The sequence below is a fragment of the Jiangella anatolica genome (assembly GCF_003236295.1).
Taxonomy (GTDB): Bacteria; Actinomycetota; Actinomycetes; order Jiangellales; family Jiangellaceae; genus Jiangella; species Jiangella anatolica.
In genome coordinates, this window is the sequence record NZ_POTW01000085.1 from 1 (window position 1) to 16,996 (window position 16,996).

General features: G+C 72.8%; 14 protein-coding genes. 1 reads left to right on the forward strand and 13 read right to left on the reverse strand.

Annotated features, from left to right (window positions below; translation table 11 throughout):
- Positions 1-104 precede the first annotated feature (104 nt).
- Positions 105-983, forward strand: a complete 879-nt coding sequence (locus C1I92_RS25600; protein WP_146605283.1) for a hypothetical protein — start codon at positions 105-107, stop codon at positions 981-983.
- A gap of 89 nt (positions 984-1,072) precedes the next feature.
- Here C1I92_RS25600 and C1I92_RS25605 read toward each other — a convergent pair whose 3' ends face one another.
- The 13 genes from C1I92_RS25605 to C1I92_RS25660 form a co-directional block, all read right to left on the reverse strand.
- The gene (locus tag C1I92_RS25605) at positions 1,073-1,651 is read right to left on the reverse strand and encodes a hypothetical protein (protein ID WP_111257471.1); all 579 of its coding nucleotides are present in this window, start codon (positions 1,649-1,651) and stop codon (positions 1,073-1,075) included.
- The gene (locus C1I92_RS34035) at positions 1,648-3,753 is read right to left on the reverse strand and encodes a DUF6571 family protein (protein ID WP_158564280.1); all 2,106 of its coding nucleotides are present in this window, start codon (positions 3,751-3,753) and stop codon (positions 1,648-1,650) included. Before C1I92_RS34035 ends, C1I92_RS25605 begins: the two co-directional genes overlap by 4 nt.
- 36 nt (positions 3,754-3,789) lie before the next feature.
- Positions 3,790-4,074: a hypothetical protein gene (locus C1I92_RS25615; RefSeq protein ID WP_111257472.1), complete on the reverse strand. Its 285-nt coding sequence runs from the start codon at positions 4,072-4,074 to the stop codon at positions 3,790-3,792.
- A 37-nt stretch (positions 4,075-4,111) separates the two neighbouring features.
- Complete coding sequence (locus C1I92_RS25620) at positions 4,112-8,782, reverse strand: FtsK/SpoIIIE domain-containing protein (protein ID WP_111257473.1); 4,671 nt, start codon at positions 8,780-8,782, stop codon at positions 4,112-4,114.
- A gap of 118 nt (positions 8,783-8,900) precedes the next feature.
- Positions 8,901-9,173 carry a WXG100 family type VII secretion target gene (locus C1I92_RS33500; RefSeq protein WP_146605284.1) on the reverse strand — a complete coding sequence of 91 codons (273 nt, stop codon included), beginning with the start codon at positions 9,171-9,173 and terminating at the stop codon, positions 8,901-8,903.
- Between the two features lie 255 nt (positions 9,174-9,428).
- Positions 9,429-12,356: an AfsR/SARP family transcriptional regulator gene (locus C1I92_RS25625; RefSeq protein ID WP_111257474.1), complete on the reverse strand. Its 2,928-nt coding sequence runs from the start codon at positions 12,354-12,356 to the stop codon at positions 9,429-9,431.
- Positions 12,353-12,784 (reverse strand): TadE/TadG family type IV pilus assembly protein, encoded by a 432-nt coding sequence (locus C1I92_RS25630; RefSeq protein WP_199521584.1) that lies wholly within the window; start codon positions 12,782-12,784, stop codon positions 12,353-12,355. Before C1I92_RS25630 ends, C1I92_RS25625 begins: the two co-directional genes overlap by 4 nt.
- Positions 12,781-13,155 (reverse strand): TadE family protein, encoded by a 375-nt coding sequence (locus C1I92_RS25635; protein ID WP_111257475.1) that lies wholly within the window; start codon positions 13,153-13,155, stop codon positions 12,781-12,783. Before C1I92_RS25635 ends, C1I92_RS25630 begins: the two co-directional genes overlap by 4 nt.
- 47 nt (positions 13,156-13,202) lie before the next feature.
- Positions 13,203-13,622: a TadE family protein gene (locus tag C1I92_RS25640; RefSeq protein ID WP_111257490.1), complete on the reverse strand. Its 420-nt coding sequence runs from the start codon at positions 13,620-13,622 to the stop codon at positions 13,203-13,205.
- Between the two features lie 7 nt (positions 13,623-13,629).
- A complete protein-coding gene (locus C1I92_RS25645) occupies positions 13,630-13,869 on the reverse strand; it encodes a hypothetical protein (RefSeq protein WP_199521586.1) in 240 nt (79 codons plus the stop codon).
- Between the two features lie 46 nt (positions 13,870-13,915).
- A complete protein-coding gene (locus C1I92_RS25650) occupies positions 13,916-14,836 on the reverse strand; it encodes a type II secretion system F family protein (protein WP_111257476.1) in 921 nt (306 codons plus the stop codon).
- On the reverse strand, positions 14,833-15,693 hold the full coding sequence (locus tag C1I92_RS25655) for a type II secretion system F family protein (RefSeq protein ID WP_199521587.1): 861 nt from the start codon (positions 15,691-15,693) through the stop codon (positions 14,833-14,835). Before C1I92_RS25655 ends, C1I92_RS25650 begins: the two co-directional genes overlap by 4 nt.
- A complete protein-coding gene (locus C1I92_RS25660) occupies positions 15,690-16,991 on the reverse strand; it encodes a TadA family conjugal transfer-associated ATPase (RefSeq protein WP_111257477.1) in 1,302 nt (433 codons plus the stop codon). The genes C1I92_RS25655 and C1I92_RS25660 overlap by 4 nt, the downstream gene beginning before the upstream one ends.
- Positions 16,992-16,996: the final 5 nt, after the last annotated feature.

The following is a 16,996-nucleotide window of genomic DNA, read 5'->3' on the forward strand; positions in this document are numbered from 1 at the left end:
ATTTATATTGTTTTCCGTAAGCGCAGCAAATAAATTTCGTTGACAAATTGAAGGGATGGAGGTTAAAAGTCTTTTTTTTTTTCAAGCAGAAGACGGAATACGAGATGAGCGCTAGTCTCGTGGGCTCGGAGATGTGTATAAGAGAAAGCACCGACACCGACGACGCACCGGCCGGCACCGGAGACGAGGCGACCGACGGGCCGCTGTACGCCGAGAGCGACGACGGCGACGACCCGCCCGTCACCGACGAGTTCGCCGGCACCGAGCGCCCGACCAAGCCCGGCCCGCCCCAGACCGAGGACCCGGAGCAGCCGCTGCCACCACCGCAGACGACCGTCTCGATCGACATCGAGGCGATGACGCGGCTGGTCGCGGCGATGGAGCGGGCCAGCGAGCAGATCGTCGCGCTGCGGGAGGAGTTGCGCACGATCCTGTCCGGCGTGCACCTCGACACCGCACAGACGGCGCGGTTCGACCAGGTCGCGGACTGGATCGCGGAGCAGCTGCCGGGCCTGCGGCGGCGGCTGGCGATGGCACAGGACCTGCTCGGCGAGGGCGGCGTAGGGACACAGCCGGCCGAGCACCGTCCGGTCCCCCGCCCGTACGTCGGCGACGAGTCGCAGGTCAGCACCAAGCCGGTCCAGGAGTCCTACGACGCCGGCCGCGGCGCCGCACAACGGTTCGCCACCACCGGCGACGCGGAGAGCACCCGCGAGCTCGTCGCCGACCTGCGGGCGAACCGGCACGACCCGTACTACGCGCGCGAGTTCGCCCACACGGCCGACCCCGAGACGCTGGTGCGCACGGTCGTCGCGGCCGGCGACGACGAGCTGGCCGAGCTGACCGCCGCCACCGTCGCGACCGCGTCGCGCGGCACCGGCGAGCTGGCCCCGCCGGCCGGCTACGAGGAGCAGTGGGCGGCGCTGCGCGACAGCGACGACCCCACCGTCGCGGCCGCCGCCCAGCAGCTCCGCCCGGCCTGACACCCGCGGCCCGGCCGCCGCAACGTCACCTGATCGTTCTGCGGAAGACGATCAGGTGACGAAGCGGCGCCCCGGACCCGGCGGCGCCGTCAGCGGGTGGGCGGGGTGCCCTGCAGCGTCCACTCCTGCGGGATCTCGAGCGTCTGCGTGACCTGCTGGGCGATCGCCACCGCGTCCGCCTCGCCGTCGCGGCCCTCGGCCGGCGCGGAGATCGTGACCTCGATGAGGTAGTCGCCACTGGACAGCCGCGCCTGGCCGGCGCCACCGTCGGTGAACGAGTAGCCGAGGCCCTGGTCGTCGGGGAGCTGGTGGTAGGTCTCGGGGTCGGCCAGGCCGTCCTCGAAGCCGACCCGGGCGTTGCCCATCATGTAGTCGACCAGCACGCGCAGCACGACGTCGTCGCCGCCGTCGACGGTGATCCGGCAGCCGGCGCTGGTGAGCACGCCGGCGGTGTCGCGGGTGACCTGGCCGCCCTCGGCGCTGACCTCGCCGCCGACGGCGAGCGCGGCGCTCTCGGCGGGCAGGAAGTCGCACAGCAGCTCGCCGCCGGGCGCGGTGGCCGGGATCGTGGTCGTGTCCACGGGGGTGTCTCCTTCGTCGTCGTCGCCGCAGCCCGCGACCGCCAGCACGGCGGCCACGAGCACGGCGGCGGTCTTCAGCAGTCTCATTTGGCGAGGTCCGCGCCGGCGTTCAGGTGCTCGTTGAACGGCGGGTACACGTTCGTGTTGAGGAACGAGTCCATCGGGAAGCGGTCGCGCAGCCACGTGTTGTACGCCTCGCTCTCGAAGTCGAACTCGGGTGGGTTGCTGCCCGGCTTGATCGCGCCCGGCGGGGGCGCGCCGTACCGGTCGCCGCCCTGGTTGGCGGCGTCGATGTACTCCTGGTCGAAGTAGCCGCTGGCCAGCATCTGGTTGAGGATCATCTGCTCCAGATCCTCCTTCTCGCCGGCCGACAGCTCGGAGAAGTCGCCGCTGGCGGTGCCCTCGGCGTTGCCGAGGGCGTCCTCGATCTGGCCGGTGACCTGCGAGAAGGCGAACTTGCCCCACTCGCTGGCCGGTTCCAGCCCCGGCAGCGAGGTGATCGCGCCGAAGATCTGCGAGCGCATCTCGGCCTGCTTCTGCTCCAGGTCCTCCTCGTCCAGCGCGCCACGGTACGCGCCGTTGATGACCCAGCCGAGCGTCGCGGCCATCTCGTTGGTGGCCGTGGTGAGCTCGGGGACGTTCTGGCCGAGCAGCATCGCCACCGGCGCCGGCGGCGGGGTGCCGTCGTCGAGGGCATCGCCGAGCGCCTGCGACATGCGCCACTGCGACGCCGCGCCGACCCCGGCGAGGATCGTGTTGAGGTGCTCGTCCTGGCCGGACTTCCCGAACGTGCCCAGGATCTGCTGGATCAGCGCCGGGTCCATCGCGGCGCCGTACGGCGCGCCGTCGCCGAGCAGCGCGGTCTCCGGGTCGACCACCCAGCCGTCGCCCAGGGCGCCGTCGCCCTGGCCGGTGCGGGCGATGCGCATGAGGTCCGGCGCGTAGTTCGCCATCATGTCGGCCATCGGGCCGCGCAGGCCGTTCCACATCTGCCAGCCCTCGTTGGCGCCGATGCTGGTGAAGAGGAAGCCGTCGTCGGCGTCGTCGCCGGTGCGGTCGGCGACGAGGGCGAAGGTCTGCGAGGCGATGGTCGCGGAGGTGCGGCCGGTGAAGTCGTCGTTGCGGTAGGTCGTGGTGGCGGCCTCGAGCGCGAGCCCCAGGTACTCGCCGTTGCTGGGGTCGGCGTTGTGGTCCCACGTGCGATCCTGCAGGAAGTACTGCAGCCGGGAGTTCATCTGCATCTTCGTGCCCTCGACGTCCACCTCCTCGCTGCCGCCCTCGGAGAAGAAGTCCTGCGCGGCCAGCGGGTTGTGCGACAGCGCCAGCATGTACTGGGCCATGACGTCGGTGACGTCGCGGCCGGTGGCCGGGTCGACCACCGGGTCCATGTGGTTGCTCTTCGGCCCCCACACGGCGCCGTCCTCGCCCTCGTTCTCGTACTCGTAGAGGTCGTCGCCGACCTCGTTGAGGAACTCGCGCCCGTAGACGCCCTTCGACATCAGCAGCGCGAGGTACTGCGACTGGTTCTCCGGCGCGTCGCCGCCCTGCTCGGCGACCTTCTCGGTGAGCGCCGACGACCACTGGTCGGCGTAGTCCGCCGGCATCGCGAGGTCGCCGGTGTTGCGGGTCGCGGTGCCGAAGACGGTGCCCAGGCCGGTGATGAGCTGGTTGCGGGCGTCGCTCATGTCGTGGTTCTGCTGGCCGCTGGCCTCGGCGATGGCGTCGTAGGTGTCGAGGATCGCCGCCAGCTGCTCGGGCGAGATGTTCTTGGCCAGGCCGGCGGCGAAGTAGGGGTCGTTCGCGTTCGCCGCGATCTCCGCGGCCAGCTCGGGCGAGATGTTCCCGCGGGAGTCGATCAGCGCCTGCGCCGCGTCCTCGCCGTTCTGCTGCGCCTCCTCCGGCGGGACGTTGGAGATCTGGCTCTCCTCGATCTCGACGCTGCCGGCGGGCCACTCCGGGTTCGAGTTCTCCAGCGCCTCGGCCAGCGACAGCCGGCGGCGCACGCCCGGCAGCTCGGTGTCGGCCCAGTCGATGGCGGCCTGCACCTGCGTGCCGAGGTCATGGTTGATGTCGAAGCGGTTCAGAGCGTTGGTGAGGTCGCGCTTCGCCTCGCTCAGGCGTTCCCTGCCGTTCTCGACGCCGGTGACGAGGTTGCGGAACTGCTCCACGATGATCTGGGCCTTGGCCACTGGTCAAACTCCTGCCACGCGCACGGACATGCGTTCTCAGCCGGCCCAGTGGGCGCGGGGGTCGTCGTCCGGCACCTTGTCCGGCTCGCTGTCGTACCTGTTCTCCAGCGCCGTGCCCGCGCCCTCGCCGGCCTCGCCGGCGGTCCGGTGGTGTCCCTGCAGGGCGGTCGAGAACGCGTCGGCGGTGGTGCTGGTCCACGCCTGCGCCTCCAACGCGTCCTCCGCCTCGTAGAAGGCCATGCCGCAGATGATCGCCTTGCCCCGGACGTTGGGCATGACGTCGTCCATCGCCAGCTTGTACTGGTTGTCGACCTCGCTCACACCGCTTCACTCGCCTTCATCGTCAGGTGCCCGTACGTCATGGGTGCTGCTCCAGGGTGGTCTCCGGCACCTGCACCAGCTGCCACTGGCCGGCGGCGGAGAACAGGCCGCGGCCGGGCGGCATGCCGCCGGTCAGCGACCGCGGCAGCTTGATGCCGAAGTGGTCGCCGTCGGCGGTGGCGCCGGGCGACAGCAACAGGCCCGAGCGCGACTTCTTCAGCACCGCCGCCGGCCCACGGTAGCTGCTGCCGAGGTCGTCGGTGGTGCCGGCGGCGACGATCACGCTGCCGGTGTCGCGCAGCTTCGGCAGGTGCTTGGTCAGCAGGTCGACCATCCAGCCGTCGACGCCCATCAGCTCCAGGTCGTCGACGACGACGGCGGTCGGACGGCCGCCCTTCTCCGGGACCATGCCGTCCCACAGCGCCGTCGCCGCGTCCTTGTCGATCTCGAGGTCGATGACGGCCTCGACGCCGGGCCGCCCGTCCAGGTCGCGCAGCGGGCTGCGCCGCGGCGTGATGACCAGCACCTTCCAGTCCCGCTCCAGCATCGACCGGGTCATGGTCAGCAGCGCGGTGCTGCGGCCGGACCGGCGCGGGCCGAGCACGAGGATGCCGGGGCCGTGGTCGATCGCGTCCAGGGTCCGCAGCGTGAGCGTGTCGCCGCCGACCCCGACCGGCAGCTCCGTCGGCGCCAGCGGCCGCTCCACCAGCGCGAGCGCGTCGGGGTAGCCGATGCGCGACGGCAGCTGGTCGACCCGGAACGGCAGTTGCCGGCGCGGCACGTCGGCGTGGCGCTCCTTGGCCTCGCGGGCGATCCGCTGCAGCGCGGCGACCTGAGCGGTGCCCTCGACGTCGTCGTCGAGCAGCGCGACCTGAGTTTCGCGCAGGCCCTCGGCGCGGAAGCCGCGGCCGGCCGGCATGTGCTCGGGGACCTTCTTCGGGTGCATGCCGATCGTGCCGAAGTCGGCGTTGTCGGTCATGCGCAGCATCATCTTGTCCTCGACCAGCGCGGACACCCGGCCGACCAGCGCGGTGCGGTCGGCCGTCATGACGACCTTGACGCCGACGCCGGCGCCCTCCTGGAGGATCTGCAGCCACTGGTCGATGAGCCGGCCGCTGTCGAAGTTCTCGAACGACTGGACGAAGCCCTCCCAGCGGTCGAACAGCACCAGCAGGTACGGCAGCCGCTGGTCCGGCGCGGCCGCGGCGCGCTGCTCGCTGAGGTCGGAGTAGCCCTGCTCGGCCAGGAGTTGCTGGCGGCGGCCGATCTCGGCCCGGATCCGCGCGGACAGCGCCGACAGCCGCTCCGGCTGGTCCCGGCTGACGACGGCGCCGGTGTGCGGCAGCCCGACCATCGGCAGCAGCGCGTTGTTCCCGCAGTCGATGCCGTAGACGTGGACGTCACGCGGCGAGATCTCGCGCCCGACCAGGCCGGCGATCGCCCGCAGGACCGTGGACCGGCCGCTGCGCGGCGCGCCGATGATGCCGAGGTGCCCGCCGCCGGACAGGTCGTAGAAGGCGACGGTGCGGCGCTGCTCGCGGGGCACGTCGACGATGCCGAACGGCAGCCTGATGTCGCGGCCGCTCTCGATGACCGACGCCGGATCGGCCAGCACCTGGTCGAGCGTGACGACGTCGTCCAGCGGCGGCAGCCACGGCGGCGGCGGTGCGGTGACGCCGGTCCGCTCCGACGCCGCGTTGATCGCGGTGACCAGGCTCTCCAGGTCCGTCGGCGTGGACACGTCCTCGTCCTTGTCGCCGTCGTCGCTCTTCTGCGGCGCCCGGCCCAGCTCGTCCCAGTGCAGCGCGCGCAGGTCGACGGAGACCGCGGCGCCGGGCTGGTGCGGCCGGCCGCCGACCCGGGAGGACTGGAACGGCACCAGTGACGAGGCGCCCAGGCGCGCGTAGGCCCGGCCCGGCGTGGACTTGGAGATCTCCGCCGCGTCCTTGGCCTCGATGACGTCCTGGCTGTCGTTGCCGTCGGTGACCCGCAGCGCGATGCGCAGGTTCGTGTTCGACTTGATCTCGGCGCTGACGACACCGGCGGGGCGCTGGGTGGCCAGCAGCAGGTGCACGCCGAGCGAGCGGCCCCGGCGGGCGATGTCGACCAGGCCCTTGACGAAGTCGGGCAGCTCGGTGACCAGCGCGGCGAACTCGTCGATGATGATCATCAGCCGCGGCATCGGCTCGTCGTCGGGGCCCTTGGCGGCGAGGTAGTCCTCGATGTCCTTCTTCCCCGCGTGTGCCAGCTGGTGCTCGCGGCGGTGCAGCTCGGCCGCCAGGCTGTCCAGGGCCCGGGTGGTGAGGTGGCCGTCGAGGTCGGTGACCATGCCGACGGTGTGCACGAGGTTGTTGCAGTCCTTGAACGCCGCGCCGCCCTTGTAGTCGACCAGCACGAACGTCATCTCGTCCGGCCGGTTCGCCACAGCGAGCGACGCGATCAGCGTCTGCAGCAGCTCGGACTTGCCGGAGCCGGTGGTGCCGGCCACCAGGCCGTGCGGGCCGTCGGCCTTGACGTCGACGGCGAACGCACCGTCCATGCCCTCGCCGATGACGGCCTTCGTGGTCCGGCCGATCCGGGTCCACCAGCCGACGATGGCCTCCGGCGTCGGCGGGTCCAGCCGCAGGACGTCCAGCAGCCGGCTCGACGTCGGCAGCGACGACGACAGGTCCTCGGAGCTGACGTCCTTCACCGGCGCCAGCGCCCGGCCGAGCCGCTCGCACCAGGCCGGCGGCACGAGGTCCAGCCGGATGCCCTCGACCGTCGGGTGACCGGTCCGGCGCACCGTCGCGGCGCCGTTCGGCCCGATCGCGACGACGACCTTGCACTCCTCGGGCAGCAGCCGCTCGTCGGTGTCGAGGCAGAGGAACTGCATGCCGAGGCGCGGGCCGTCGCGCAGCAGCGTGATGAGGCCCGGCAGCAGCCGGATCCGGCGCGCGCCGTCGAGCAGCACCAGCACCGGCGGGAACGTGACGTCGCGGGCGGCGAGCATGCCGCCGCTGCGGTCGTTGAGCACCGCCTTGCGCCGCTCCATGATCGACATCAGCTCGGCGACCCGGCGGTTCGTCGTCTCGTCGTCGGCGCCGATGCCGGCGATGACGTCGGAGTCCTCGCCCCGGCGCACGTGCGGCAGCCAGCGCATCCAGTTCCAGGCCGGGCCGCCGCCGGCGTCGGAGAGCACGACGATGTCGACGTCGGCCGGGCTGTGCAGCGCCGCGACCTGCGCGGCGATCCAGCCGGCGACCTGACGGCGGACGTCGTCGCCGCCCGCGACGCCGGTGACGCCGGCCTGCTCCAGCGGCACGCCGACCGGCACGTCCGGCGCGGTCCAGTGCAGCACCTTCTCGTGGTCCTCGCGCGCCGGGTCGGTCAGCGACACCTCGCTCGGCACGTCGGCGGTGCCGACCCGCACGTGCATGAAGTCGGGGTCGGTGCGGCGGCGCTCCCACAGCCGCGACCGCGGCCCGGTCGCGAACAGCAGCACCGCCGCCGGGTCGGGCAGGTCGCGCCGGCGCGCGGTCCGCTCGGTGACCAGGCCGTCGTAGGCCTGGTTCTCGATGTGGCGCATCCGCTCGACATAGGTCTTCATCTCGTCGTGGTAGCGGTCCTGCTGCTGCTTCTTCGTGCTGCGGTAGCGCGAGATCATCATGATCGGCGTGATCACCATGATCATCAGGCTGAACGGCGACCGGGTGAACCAGAACATCGCGCCGCCCATGAGCATCGGGGCCAGCGAGACGGCCCACGGCATGGGTTCCTTGTCGGGCTTGCGCGGCTCGTGCGGCAGCCGGAACTCGGTCTGCCGGGGCGGCGGCAGCAGCCGCGGCGGGCGGTTGTAGTCCAGCGTCATGCCGCCGGGGCTGGGCGACAGCGACGCGTCCGGGTCGGCCGGCAGCGCCAGCTCCAGCACGACGTCGCCGGCCACCAGCGCGGCGCCGGGCGGCCATGCCATCGGCCCCTCCACCGCGACCCGGTCCAGGTGCAGGTAGGGGCGGTCGGCCTCGGGGTCGACGGTGAGGTTGGGGTGTTTGAGCCGGGCCAGCTCCTCCATGCGCTTCTTGAACCGGCGCCGGCGCTTCCGCTTCCGGCGGGCCGGCTCGTCCTCGTCCTTCGGAACGACGATCGGGCCCTCCAGCCGGCGCTCACGGGCCGGCGGCGGGACCAGCACGCCGACCAGCGACGGGTCAGGCGTCAGCGTGACCGCGCCGTCGACGGTGACGTCGAGCCGGGCCGCGACGGGCGGGGTGTCCTCGCCGTACAGGTGGATCGCGGAGCCGGCCCGGCTGCCGATCTCGTGGCTGCCGGGCGAGAGATAGTCGACGCGGCCGGCGCCCGGCCCGGACACGGTGCGCACCTGGACGACGCCGGTGCGCTCGCCGAACACGTCGGGCAACGGCGTGCCGACGCCGACACGGGCGCCGTTGCGCAGCGGGGACTCCGCCACCTTGACGGCGGGGTCGAGCGGGACGCCGCCGAGGTAGAGCGCCGGCGGCAGGCCGCCACCGGCCAGTGGATCGTCGAGGACACTGTCGCCGACGACGCCGAGATGGCGGCCGGCGGTGTGGACGATGTGCGGCTCGGCCGCCGGGCGGACGCGGGCAGCCAGCTGCCGGGCGATGTCGGCGACCGTCGCATCGTCCTCGCAGTCCACGGCGAGGTCGACGACGTCGCCGTCGCCCGAAGCGGTGGCGCTCAGCAGCAGCCGCACGTACCCGTCTCCGTTTCAGTGTCCGGCCTCGCGGCCGGACTGCGAATCGTACCGTCGCGCAGGCAGCCCACATTCTTCGAGAGAATGTGGGCGACCTGCCGCGACCAGTCCGGACCGCTCAGATGCGGTCGGACTCGCCCGTCGCCTCGGCGATGTTGTTGTGGTTGATCCGCACGTCGTCGGCAGCGCCGGTCAGGGCGTCGCGCAGCGTGTCGAGGTTCGTGCGGTATTCCTCCCAGGCATTCCGGAAGTCGTCCGCGTAACGGCCGGTCCACACAGCGTTACCGACGCCGGTGTCGACCTCCTTCTTGATGTTGTCCGCGGACTCGGAGTTCCTGGTGAACGTACCGTGGAGTTCCCGGAGAGTGGGAAGATCTGCACCAACACCCATTGTTCTCTGCTCCCTCTTGAATAACTACGCCCCACCGCGTCGGGTGCGGCACGACACTGGTAATTCTACCGGCCGGCGAGCATTTCGCAACTGTCCCGCCGACCTTTTCCTAGATTTTCTCGGAGTAGTTCATGAATGGCAACGACAAGCCCACCGAGTGCCATTCGATGGCCTCGGACCAGCCGATTCTGTGCCCATTCATGAATTCATCCCGAGACTTTCTCGGTACCTCCTTCGACAATTCGGGTGCCCGCACTAGGCGAGATCGCGATGTCTCCCTCCGCCACCCGGCACCAGCTCCTCGAGCAGTGCGGCCGTCTCCGGCGCGAGCTCGATTCCGCCGATGCCGAGGAGGGTCTCGCTCAGCTCGCCCTCCACCGCCATGACGCCGCCGCGCCCGTCGACCGCGTGCTGGGCCAGGATCAGGTCGCGCCAGAGCAGTTGCTCGGCCGGCCGGACCCGCAGCCCCGCCCGGGCCGCGGCCGCCGCCGTGGCCGGGTCGCCGCCGTCGCGGGTGAGGACGGACAACCGGTGCGCGGCGTCGACCAGCAGGTCCGACGCCACGCGTTCGACGCGCGCCCGGGCGATCCAGGCGTAGCGGCCCTGCGGCCGGTCGCTGAGCACCGGGCCGCGGGCCACCCGCAGCGCGCGGCGCAGCAGGTCGGCCTCCTCGGCCGGCCGGCGCACCTGCCGCGACTGGCTCAGCAGCGCGCACACGACGTCCCAGTCCAGGACGACGGCGTCGCTCAGCTTCAGCCTGCCGTCCTCGGTCAGCAGCAGGTACGGCGAGCCGGCCCGGTCGACGCCGAGCCACTCGCGCACCCGGGCGAACGTGGACTCGCGCACCGCCGCGGTGACGCCGCGCGGCCACACGGCCGCCGCCAGCACCGTCGGGTGCACGCCCTCGCGGTGCAGCGCCAGATGCACGACGATCTCGGTGGCCAGCTCGCGCCGCTCGGCCTCGATCTCGGTGCGGGCCTGCACCACCACCGGGCCCAGGACGTAGACCCGCACCGGCGCCGTGGCCAGCTCGGCCTCGGAGACCAGCGTCCGCACCTGCGGCACCTCCGGGCGGACGTCGGGCAGCCACGCCTCGTTGAAGTTCGGGCCGGCCGGGTCCGGGTCGTGGCTGCGCTCCGGGTCGACCAGGCCGACCAGCGCCTCGATGCTGCGCCAGGACAGCTGGTTGGCCCGCACGGACAGGCCCAGCGCGGGCAGCTCCAGCGTGCCGGCGGCGTCGACGTGGATGCGCCAGCGCGCGCCCGGCACATCGCCGGCGCACACGACGCCGAGCGGGGACCGGCCGGCGGCGTTGGTCAGCGCGACGAGTTGCTCGGCCAGCTCGCCGGTGGGCGGCGTGCCGAGCACGAGGTACTCGGGCATCCAGCTGCCGGCCCCGCCCGGGCGGACCCGGCCGGTGAGCACGTCGGCGCCGAGCCGGTCGGCGCGGCGGGCGGCGAGCTCCGGCAGCAGCGGCTCGACGCCGTCGACCAGCCGCAGCCGGCCCGGGTCGAAGACGCCGAGCGCGTCGGGCAGGCCGTCGGCGGTGACCCGCAGGTGATCGGACCACTGGTTGGTGGCCAGCTCGACGGCCAGCGCGGTGACCACCTCGAAGGTGGCCTCCGGGTCGCCGTCGATGCAGATCGGGCCGCCGGCAGCCTCGAGGTCGACGAGGACGTCGCGGTCGCCGCTGCGGCCCAGCGAGACCAGACCGGGGTACGGCGCCAGCACCCGGCCGCGCAGCTCCGGGTCGACGGCGACGTCGGCGCGGTTCAGGATCCAGCGGCGGCCCTCGTCGAGGACGCTCCACGGCTCCGGCGCGTCGGCCCGGGCCGGCGCCAGCAGCAGCTCGACCGACGTGCTGTCGACGACGGCGGTGTACACCGGCGGCAGCGGCCGGCCGGCCTCCTGGCAGCCGGCGGCCAGCTGGCGCAGGGCGTGGTCGAGCCAGCGGGCCCGGTCCGGGTCGGCGCCGATGCGCAGCGCCACCTCGGCCTCGACCTCGTCGCCGCCGGGCTCCGGCGTGCGGCGCCGGCGCCGGACCAGCTCCAGTGCCGCCAGCACGCCCGCGGCCAGCAGCCCGGCGTCGATCAGCCCGGCGTGCGGGGTGGTGCTGGCAGACTCGGCCTCGCCGGTGGCGACGAAGTCGGCGAACAAGCCGGCCCCGGCCTCGCCGATGCCCTCCTGGCCGTAGCCGCCGCCCTCCTCCGGCGCGACCGGCGGGGTGGCCGGCGGCGGGGGCGGGACCTCCGGCGCCGGCGTCTCCGCCGTCACCACGTCCACCCCGGCGGCGTCGGCCGGCACGATCAGCAGCCAGTTCGGGTAGATCAGGCGCGCCAGCGACAGCTCGTGGCCGTCGGGCTGCTCGCGGCCCCGGTTCAGCTCGAAGATCTCCTGGTAGCGGCGGCCGTCGCCGAGGGTGCGCTCGGCGATGTCCCAGAGGTTGTCGTGGTAGCGGCCGTCCGGCGGCTGCACGATGTAGACCTTCTGGCCGACCAGCGCCGCGCCCTCCTCCGGGTCGAGGACGAGGTCGCCCAGGCGGTACACGACGTCGGCCTCGGCGGCCGGCGCCGCGGCCGGCGCCTCCGGTGTGACGGTGACCTCGGCCTGGCCGTCGTAGGCCTCCGCGCTGACGCTCACCGGTGGCGCCTCGGGCGCCGCGGCCGGCGCCGCGGCCGCCGCCTGACCCACCGCCGCGGTCGCGACCAGCACCGACGCGACCAGCGCGCGGGCGAAGCGCTGCGTGGGCCCGGACAGCGGCACCCGGCCGGGCAGCCCGACGCCGCGGACCGCGCTGCGCAGCTCGATCAGCACGCAGATGGTGAACTGCAGCCAGGCCAGCCACACCACCCACAGCAGCACACCGACCAGCTGGTCGGCGCCGATGGTGGCGGTGAGGTCGTCGCGGCCGGGCAGCGACGTCGGCACCGGCGGCGGCCCGCCCAGCACCAGCAGCAGCACCGGCACGCCGATGACCAGCAGCGCCAGCGCGAACCCGGCCGCGAGCGCCTGCGGCAGGCTGCGCTTGGCCTCCGGCACACCGCGCTGCTGGAAGCGCTGCGGGCCGATCTCGCGCAGCGACGCGGTCGCCGTCGCCGACGCCTCGACCGGCGACACCGGCCGCCCGGTGCGCTCGCCGCGGCCCTGCGGCCGCGCCGCCCGCCGTCCCCTGCTCTCGCTCATGGCAGTTCCCCCGTGATGCCGACGGCCGGTCGCGCCGTGGCCTCGCCCTCGATCGGGAAGTCCTCGATGAAGATCAGCTGCAGCAGCGACGTGTTCACCCGGTCCTCGGCGTGCACGGACACCTCGTCGCCGTCGAAGTTCACCGTCACCTGACCGGCGCCGTAGCCGCGGGCGGTCATGTAGTCGACGGCGGCCTGCCGGGCCGCGTTCTCCAGCAGGACCACCTGGCCGGTCTCCCGTAGCGTCTCGATGTCGATCTGGTTGGCCGCCGTCCGGGCGGCCTGCTCGGCGTCGTCGTAGAGGCGCTGCCGTGCGTTGACGGCGAGCCCTCCGTCGACGACCAGCCCGGCCAGCATGAAGAGCATGACGATCAGCGTGACGACCATCGCGCTGATGGCGCCGCGCTCCGAGCGCGCCGCCCGCCTCACAGCGACCCCCGCAGCTGGTCGATGGGTGCGAAGCTCTCCCCCTCGAGCGTCGCGCTGCCGGGGAAGCCGGCGAACCCGAGCCCGTCGAAGCTGACCTGGCAGCTGACCCGGACGCTGATCATCTCGCCCGGCGCGAACGTCCCGCCCAGCTGGATCGGCGCGCAGGTGACGCCGCTGGGCCGGGTGCTGTCGACGATGGCCTGCGCGGCCTGCCGGGCCGACGAGACGTCGCGCTGCATGGACGCCGAGCGCACCGCGTCACGGGCCATCGCCTCGACGTCGCCGCGCCGGTCGACGTACCGGCCGAGCCCGACGACCAGCATCATCACCGCGATGAGGACAGGGGCGAGGATCACGACCTCGATGGCCATGGATCCCTCCTCTCTCCTCGCCGCACGCGCGGCCCGCAGTCTGGTGATCACAGGTCCGGCACGAACTGCTCGATCGGGCCCTCGATGGTCTGCGAGACCTCGGGCGCCAGGTTGTCGACGATCTCCGTCGACCGGCCGCGGACGGTGACGCGGACGTTCTCGCCCACCTGGATCGCCTCGATCGAGGTGATCACCAGGTGGCCGTTGCCGACGATCTCGGCGTACTCGCGGCCGCGCTCCTCCGCGGCGGCCAGGGCCGCCGGCGTGCCGCCGCCGATGCGCGCCGCCCGGGCCGCCTCCCGGGCCGCGGCCGCCGCGATCTGGTTGCCGTGCCAGGTCAGCGAGAACTGCACGATGATGAAGATGATCAAGAACATGATCGGGGTGTAGAGCGCGAGCTCGATCGAGCTCGCTCCCCGCTGTGGTCTCGATCGCACTCGTGCGATGCGCGCCTGGACGACGTTCATGGTGCGCTCAGAGCCCGCCGCCGCCACCGGGCGCGTCGGGGATGTCGATGGAGTCGGCCTCGTCCGTGACCAGGTTGTAGATCACCACGCCGACCGCCGCGGCCAGCGCGACGAGGATCGCCGTGATGATGACGAACTCGATCGCCGAGGCGCCGCGCTCCGGAGCGCTGCGGGCCCGCTCGGTGTGCACCCGCAGGCTCAGCAGCAGCCAGCCCAGCGGGTGCGATGGCGAGAGGTTCAGGTTCATGGAAGTGGTCTCCAGATGTGTCGTGGGTTCGGGCCGCGTTCGGGGGTCAACTCTGGTCCAGCACCCCCATCAACGCGGGATAGACGAGGAAGAGCAGGAAGCCGCAGCACAGCACCAGCTGCGCGACCAGCATGGACTGCGAGCGCTGCCCGGCCTTCCCCTCGATCTCGGCCAGCTCACGGCGGCGCAGCGAGCCGGCCCGCGCGGCCAGCGACTCGCGCACCTTGGCGCCGTCCTCGGCGACCAGCGCCAGCGCGGCGGCCAGGTCGCGCAGCTCGTCGACGCCGACCTCGTCGCCCAGCTCGCCCAGCGCCGCCCACGGGGTGACGCCGTGCAGCCGGGCGCTCAGCAGCGTGTCGCGGATGCGCACCATCGCCCAGCCGTCGCTGAGCGACGACGCCGCCTGCAGCGCCTCCGGGACGCCGCGGCCGCCGGCCAGGTTCATCGCGACGAGGTCGAGGAAGGAGCCGACGACGTGCCGGAAGTCGCGGCGGCGGTCGGCCGCGCTGGACCGGGCCGACAGCGTCGGGATCGCGCCGAAGATCAGCGCCAGCACCAGCCCGATGGCGGTGCCCGCGGGGATGCTCAGCCCGATGTCCGCGGCCGAGAAGATCGCGGCCAGCACCACCGGCATCAGGAAGCCGACCAGCGCGGCCAGCACCGACGTCGCCAGGTGGCCCTCCAACGAGCGGCCGAGCAGCGAGAGGTCGCGGCGCAGCGAGCCGAGGTTCAGCCCGACGCCCTCCAGCCCGCCGCGCAGCCGGCCGCCGAACCGGCGCAGCGCCGCCGACTCGCCGGTGCCGCCGGTGCTGGCCGCGGCGGTGATCCGGTCGCGACGGGCCCGGCTGCGCTCGGCGTCGAGCCGGGCCAGCGCCGCCGCCGGGTTGACCCGCGGCACCGACAGCACGTAGCCGAGCAGCAGCGCGCCCGCGCCGGCGATGGCGCCCGCGACCAGGATCAGCGTCACGCCCGCACCTCCACTGGCTGGGCGGTGACCAGGAAGCGGGCCGGCATCTCGAACTTGGCCAGCCGGCGCATCCAGAGGAAACCGATGGCGAAGATGGCGATGACGACGCCGAGCACGATCTGCCCGACCGGCGAGTTGTACGGCTCGACGAAGTCGCGGTTGATGATCGACAAGCCGACCATGAAGAACAGGCTGACGCCGACGACGATCTGCACCGAGCGGCGGGTGCTGGCCCGGCCGGCCATGACCCGCTGGCGCATGTCCAGCTCGGCGCGCGCGGAGTCGGCCAGCGACGAGAGCACCTGACGAAGGCCCGGCCCGCGCAGCCGCGCGTTGAGGATGAGCGCCGACACGACCAGGTCGGCGCTGGCGTCGTCGAGGTCGTCGGCGAACCGCTCCAGCGCCTCCGGCATCGGCATCCGGATCCGCAGCCGGTCCGCCAGCAGCCGCAGCTGTGGCTGGATGGACGGCGACGCCGCGTACACCGTCGCCGGAATGGCCTGCTCCAGGCCGACGGCGCCGGCGATCGTGTCGCGCAGCGACTCCGTCCACGACGCCAGGCCCTCCAGCCGGGCGATCGCGGTGCGCTCCTCCTTCGCGCCGCCGAACAGAGCCGGCCAGAACGCGACCAACAGGCCGGCGCCGGCCGCGGCGACCGGCCACCGGGTCAGCGCCAGCGCCGCGATGCCGGCGATGATGCCGTACACCGTCTGCCGTCCCAGCCGCTCGACCAGCGAGCGGGACGAGCCCGGCGTCGGCGGCCGCGGCTCGGTGCCGCGGATCGCCATGATCAGCAGCAGCACCGCGGCGCCGATGGCGGCGCCGATGAGGGTGATGAGCAGGATCGTGGGGCTCACGCGATCACGCCCGCGTTGGCGTCGTAGCCCACCGCGATGAGGTCGTCGATGCAGGCGATCGGCGCGGCCGGGACGGCGACGCCGTCGGGGCCGGCGGCGAAGATCTCGCTGGACAGCACCCGGCCGTCGACGCCGTTGATCTCGCGGATGCTGGAGACGAACCGGCGCAGCCGGCCGCCCTCGGCGAACTCGTTGCGCTTCTCGACGAACACGACGAAGTCGATGGCGCCGGCGATCAGCATCATCGTCGCATCGACCGGCAGCCGCTCGACGGACTGGATCGCGTAGGTCGAGATGCGGTTGAACACCTCGATCGAGCTGTTCGCGTGGATCGTCGACAGCGAGCCGTCGTTGCCCTGGCTCATCGCGTTGAGCATGGTGACGATCTCGTCGCCGAGCACCTCGCCGACGATGACCCGGCTGGGGTTCATCCGCAGGCTGCGGCGGACCAGCTCGGCCATCGTGATGGCGCCCTGCCCCTCGGAGTTGGGCAACCGCTCCTCGAACGCGACGACGTTCGGGTGCAGGTCGGCGAACTCGCCCAGACCCAGCTCCAGCGCCCGCTCGACGGTGATCAGCCGCTCGCTCGCCGGGATCTCGTTGGCCAGCGCTCGCAGCATCGTCGTCTTGCCGGCGTTGGTGGCGCCGGCGATCATGATGTTCTTCCGGGCGGCGACCGCGGCGGACAGGAACGCCGCCAGCTCCTCCGTCACCGAGCCGTACTGGACGAGGTCGTCCAGGTGCACCCGCGACAGCCGGGCGCGGCGGATCGAGATGGCCGGCCGGGCGCAGACGCCCATGACGGCCGAGAGCCGGCTGCCGTCGGGCAACCGCAGGTCCAGCTGCGGGTTCGCGGAGTCGAACGGGCGGCTGGTGAGGCCGGAGTAGGCGCCGAGGATCTGCACCAGCTCGACCAGCTCGTCGTCGCTCTCCGCGACCGGCGCGCCGTTGACCTCGCGGCCGTCGGAGTACTGGATGAAGACGTTGTCGCAGCCGTTGATGTCGATGTTCTCGACGTCGAGGTCGTCCAGCAGCGGCTGCAGCCGGCCGACGCCGAACAGCGCGGCGTGGATGCCGGAGGAGATCTCCTCCTCTTCCTCGGCCGATGGCGGCGTGCGGCCGGCCCCGATCTCGGCCCGGGCGTGCGCGTCGAGCACGCGGCTGATGACGGCGCGGGCGAACTGCCGCTCGTCCTCGCCGCTCATCGGCGGGACGCCGTTGGCGGCGTCGTCGCGGCGCTGCCGGGCGAGGGTGTCGGCCACCTCCTCGCGGAGGGTGCGGACGAGGTTCTGGTCCACCGTGG